Annotated in this window: 4 protein-coding genes and 1 pseudogene; 2 read left to right on the plus strand and 3 right to left on the minus strand. The window is 66.0% G+C overall.

The features are described from left to right. Both AC2VLV_RS15070 and AC2VLV_RS15075 read left to right on the plus strand, forming a co-directional pair. Window positions 1-1,145: hypothetical protein (locus AC2VLV_RS15070; RefSeq protein WP_486990761.1), on the plus strand; the 1,145-nt coding region annotated here is incomplete at its 5' end. 10 nt (window positions 1,146-1,155) lie between these two features. Beyond that, on the plus strand, window positions 1,156-2,508 hold the full coding sequence (locus AC2VLV_RS15075) for an MATE family efflux transporter (protein WP_486990762.1): 1,353 nt from the start codon (window positions 1,156-1,158) through the stop codon (window positions 2,506-2,508). Window positions 2,509-2,586: 78 nt separating this feature from the next. Here the strand turns inward: AC2VLV_RS15075 and AC2VLV_RS15080 are convergent, their stop codons facing one another. The 3 genes and pseudogenes from AC2VLV_RS15080 to AC2VLV_RS15090 form a co-directional block, all read right to left on the minus strand. Next, a complete protein-coding gene (locus AC2VLV_RS15080; RefSeq protein ID WP_486990763.1) occupies window positions 2,587-2,979 on the minus strand; it encodes a DUF6858 family protein in 393 nt (130 codons plus the stop codon). A 117-nt stretch (window positions 2,980-3,096) separates the two neighbouring features. Beyond that, complete coding sequence (locus AC2VLV_RS15085) at window positions 3,097-5,046, minus strand: ABC-F family ATP-binding cassette domain-containing protein (RefSeq protein WP_486990764.1); 1,950 nt, start codon at window positions 5,044-5,046, stop codon at window positions 3,097-3,099. Further along, window positions 5,043-5,314, minus strand: a pseudogene (locus tag AC2VLV_RS15090) (50S ribosomal protein L3 N(5)-glutamine methyltransferase); the annotation flags it as partial. The gene AC2VLV_RS15085 and the pseudogene AC2VLV_RS15090, both read right to left, overlap by 4 nt.

Raw genomic sequence — 5,314 nt, forward strand, 5'->3', positions numbered from 1 at the left:
CAGTGAGTGGCATCTTGCTGGGGGTATCGCTGCTGCCGCGCAAGCCCTGGAAATCGGCCAGCCTGATCGCCACGGGCTTGCTGTGTCTGGCGCTGACGGCGGCGGGATGGTTTGCCCTGCTGCTGACCTTCACGCTCGGTCTCGTGCTGTGGGGCAGCTTGCGCCGCGGCAACTGGGCACTCATGCTGGCGTTGGCGGTCGGTGTGTCGTCAGGGCTGTGGGCCGAATCGCAAATGGGGTGGATGCTGAGAGGAAAATGGCCCGATCTGGACACCCTGGGCAATTTCTTTCGCATCGGGCTGTGGTTCACCTGGCCAGCCTGGCCGCTGGCCGCATGGGGCTTGTGGCGCTGGCGTGAGTCTCTGCTGGCCTGGCATCTGCGGCCCGCATGGGCCCTTGCAGCCCTGGCCTTGCTGAGCGCGCTGGCGCTGGGCAACAACGACAAGGTTTTTCTGTTGGCCCTGCCGCCCCTGGCCATTCTGTCGGGGTTTGCGCTGCCGGTCTTGCGCCGCGCGGGTCTGGCGGCGATCGACTGGTTTGCCGTGCTGTTCTACAGCCTGCTGGCCTTGGTGGTCTGGGTCATGTGGCTGGCCATGTTCATCGGCTGGCCGGCCAAGCCGGCCGCCAATATTGCGCGACTGGCGCCGGGCTTCCAATTCAGTCTCGACCCCGTCGCCCTGGCGATCTCGCTATTCGCCACTCTGGCCTGGGGTGCGGTGGTTGTTTGGCGTACCGGCCGCCACCGTCACCCCTTGTGGAAGGGCATGGTGTTGTCGGCCAGCGGCGTGACCCTGGCCTGGGTGCTGGTGGGCAGCTTGTGGATGCCGGTGCTGAACTATGCAAGCACCTACCGCAACGTGGGGCGCGAGGTCGCGCATGCGGTGCGCAGCGCCAGCGCGCTGTCGATGCAGGTCGGCTCGCCCTGCCTGCAGCCTGTGGCCATCGATCTGACCACGCAGGCGCTGATCGGCTACTGGAGCCGACTCGATTTTTCCGCCTCGCGCACGGCGCAATGCAGCTACGCGCTGGGCGCGCGCGCTGCGCTGCCTGAGTCGCAGTGGCGTCTGATCTGGCGCGGTGGCCGTCCGGGGGATCGCGGCGGCACGCTCTATCTGTACCAACGTCTCGCGCCTTCACGCCCCTGAGCCGCATCCCATGCGTCCTCTGCGCAATCTGTTGCGTCTGGCGGTGAGTGTGCTCATTGGCCAGCTAGCCGTCATCGGCTTCGGCGTGGCCGATACGGTGATGCTGGGGCGCTTCGCCTCCACGGCCAGTCTGGCCACTCTGTCCATCGGGCAGGCGATCTACATCACCTTGTTCGTCTCGCTCTCCGGGGTCACCCAGTCCCTCTTGCCCACGCTCGGGAGAGGGTTCGGAGCGGGCCAGCCCGACGCGGTGGGGGCCAGTTTCCGCCAGGGGCTCTGGCTGGCCGGGGGGCTTTGCGCACTGGGCATCGCGGTGCTGCTCTGGCCGCAGCCGCTGCTGGCGTTGACCGGTCAGGCGCGCGATGCGACGGTTGATCGCTATCTGGCGATTCTCGCCCTCGGCCTGCCGGCGGCTCTCGCCTTTCGGGTGCACGCCGCGCTCAGCCAGGCCATTTCGCGCCCCTTGCTGACCGCCGCCCTGCAGATTGGGGGCCTGGGCGTCAAGCTGTTGCTCAATGCCGTGTTTCTACTGCCCGAGAAATTCGGCCTGCACGGCATGACGCCGCTGGGCGCGGAGGGCTGCGCCGCCGCCACCGTGCTGACTCAATATGGGCTGCTTGCGGTGGCGTTGCTGCAGCACCGCTACAGCGCCGCGCTGCGTCCCTATGCCGCGCTCTCGCGCTGGGACTGGCCGGACTGGAAGGCGCAAGCGCATTTGCTGCGTCTGGGCGGGCCGATCGGCCTGAGTCTGCTGGTCGAGGTGTCGGCCTTCACCTTCATGGCGCTGTTCATCGCCCGCTTGGGAGACACCGTGCTCGCTGCCCACCAGATCACCGCCAGCTTCGCCACCGTGCTCTATATGCTGCCGCTGTCCATTTCCATCGCCACGGGCTCGGTAGTGGCCCAGCATCTGGGGGCCGGCCACAGCCGGGCCGCGCGGCACACGGCCTGGAGCGGCGTGGGGGCTGCTGCGCTGCTCTCCATCGTCATCGGCCTGGTCGTCTGGCTGGAGCGCGGGCGCATCATCGGCTGGTACACCTCCGACCCGCAGGTGCAGGCCGTGGCCTATCACCTGTTCCTGTTCATCGCGCTTTATCAGGTGTTCGACGCGGTGCAGTCGACCAGCGCCTTCATCCTGCGCTCGTACCACATCGCCTTGCTGCCCAGCATGTTGTATGCGCTGTCGCTTTGGGGTGTCGGCCTGGGGGGCGGCTATCTGCTGGGATTCAATACGCTGGGCATCACCCCGCCCGCGCTGCAAGGCGCCGCCGGATTCTGGATGGGCAACACCACCGGACTGGCGATCGCGGCAAGCTGCTTTGCCGTGCTGTTGTGGCGCGTGGCTCGCAGGGCTCCAGGGTAATTTTTCGGCACACAAAAAACACCGCGGACTTCGCAGTCGCGCGGTGCCTTGGTCAGGCTGAAAGGGCCGGAGCCGACATCAGTCTTTGTTGTGCAGGCCCTTGGTCCAGGCTTCCATGGCTTCGTTGGCAGGGGCCATCGGCGCTTCGAGGAAGGTGACCACAAACTTGTCGCCCATGTCAGCGATGCCGATGGAGCGGGGACGCACAGCCAGCACCATGGGGTTGGGCAATGCGATGCCGAAGCAGAAGATCACTTCGGCTGCAGCCTTGATTTCCGGCGCAATCGTGCCGCCGATTGCCGTGGTGTGTTCGAAATGGTCGAACACGGCGATGAATTTCACCTTGGGATTGGCCGCGATCTTTTCCTTGAAATACGCCACCACTTCATCGACCGTGGTGTAACGCGTTTCGGATTTGGAAACTTCGGCAACGTAAACGGGGTATTTTTCCTGCAGCAGGGTTTGTTTCATGGAAACTCCGGGATGGCGCGCAGACAGGTCGGCGCTGAGGTGAATGAACAGCTGAGCAATTTACTCGGATAGAAATGTTCGCATATCAGCATGGATCAAATTTCGCGGCGGGGGAGCTCAAACCGATTGCAAAGACTCCAGCTGTTCGCCCAGTTCGAGCCAGCGCTCTTCCAGTGCGCCGATGCGCTCGGACAGGGCGTGATGCCGCCGCCCCTGCTCCACCCGTTCGGCGGCTGGAGCGTCCGGGTGCGCCAGCGCAGCCTCGATAGCGGTGCGCTCGGCTTCGAGCTGGCGCAGCTCTTGTTCGACCCGCGTGAACTCGGCCTTGACCGGCTTGAGCTGCTGCGCGCGCTGCTGCCGCTGCTCGGCCTGCTGGCGGCGGGCTTCCTTGCGGTCGGCGGCGGGCAAGGGTTCGTCTGCGACGGCGCCGGACGGCTGCGGCTTGTCTTGTGCCGCGCTCTGGCGCTGCGCGGTGCGCGAGAGCGCCCATTGCTGATAGTCGTCGAGACTGCCGTCGAAATCTCGTACCTGGCCGTCGGCCACCAGCCAGAAAGCGTCGCAGGTGGCGCGCAGCAAAGCCCGGTCATGCGACACCAGCAGCACCGTGCCCGCGAAGTCCTGCAAGGCCATGGCGAGCGCCTCGCGGGTAGGCAGATCGAGGTGGTTGGTCGGCTCGTCGAGCAGCAGCAGATTGGGTTTGCGCCAGATCACCAGGGCCAGCGCCAGCCGTGCTTTTTCGCCACCGGAAAAGCTGCCGCAGGCGCGGGTCATCATGTCGCCGTCGAACTGATAGCGTCCAAGCCAGTTGCGCCATTCCTGCTCCGTGGTGCTGGGGGCGATGTCGCGCGCCAGGCGCTGCATGTGCTGCAGGGGCGACTCATCTAGCCGCAGCACATCCACTTCCTGCTGCGCGAAGTAACCGATCACCAGCCCCTTGCCTTCTCGGCGGTGACCGGCCCGCAGGGGCAACACCCCGGCCAGCGTTTTCACCAGCGTGGACTTGCCCTGACCGTTCGCCCCCAGAATGCCGATGCGCAGCCCGCCGGTGATTTCTCGCGCCACCGACCGCAACACCGGCGGATCGCCGTAGCCGCAATCGGCCTCGCTCAAGGTGAGCAACTGCTGCGGCAGGCTCAGCGGCTCAAGCAGCTCGATGCGCAGCGCCCCGCTCAGATAGACCGGCGCCAGCCGCTCCATGCGCTCCAGCGCTTTCATGCGGCTCTGCGCCTGCCGCGCCTTGGTCGCTTTGGCGCGGAAGCGTTCGACAAAGCGCGTCAACCGCGCGATGTCTTGCTGCTGGCGGGTAAACGCCGCCTGCTGCTGCATAAGTTTTTCAGCGCGCTGCTCTTCGAACAGGGTGTAATTGCCGCCATAGCGGGTGAGCTTGCCGCCGTCGAGATGCACGGTGACGCGGCACACCGCGTCGAGAAATTCGCGGTCGTGCGAAATGACCAGCAACAGGCCGGGATAGCGCGCCAGCCATTGCTCCAGCCAGACCAGGGCGTCGAGATCGAGGTGATTGGTCGGCTCGTCGAGCAGCAGACAGTCGCTGGGGGCGAACAGCGCCTGCGCCAAGGCCAGCCTCATGCGCCAGCCGCCGGAGAACTGCATCACCGGCTTGCGCAACTCGGCCACGCTGAAGCCCAGGCCGAGCAGCAAGGCTTCGGCGCGGGCGCGGGCGGTATAGCCATCGGCAAGCTCAAACGCATGCTGCGCTTCGGCCAGGGCATGACCCGAGGCTTCGTCGTGTTCGGGCGCGGTCATGGCGGCCTGCAGCGCCTGCTGCGCGGCCTGCAGCGCAACATCGCCTAGCAGCACGAAATCGGTCGCGGTGCCGTCGGAATCGGGAACGTCCTGGGCCACCGTGGCCAGGCGCCAGTTCGCCGGCTTTTCCAGCCGGCCCGCATCTTCATGCAGACCGCCGAGGAGCAAGGCGAACAAAGACGTTTTCCCCGCGCCGTTTACGCCCACCAGGCCGACCTTGTCGCCGGGGTGCAGGGTCAGACTGGCCTGATCGAGCACCACCTGAATGCCGCGGCGCAAAACGATGTCGGTGAGACGGATCATGCCCCCGCTCCGGGCGAGAAGGCGAGTCGCAAATCGTCCGCCGTCAGCACGCAGACACCTTCGGCATGCAGTTCGGTCTCCAGCCAGATCGCGGGCAAATGCGGGAATGCAGCCTCGAAGGCGGCGCGCTCGTTGCCGACTTCCAGCACCACAATGCCACGGGCTGAAAGGTGCGCGGGCGCGTCGTGCAGAAAACGTCGCACCAGATCCATGCCGTCCGCTCCGCCCGCCAGCGCCATCTCCGGCTCATGGCGATATTCCTCAGGCA

This window comes from Thiomonas sp. TH-17 (assembly GCF_057473305.1).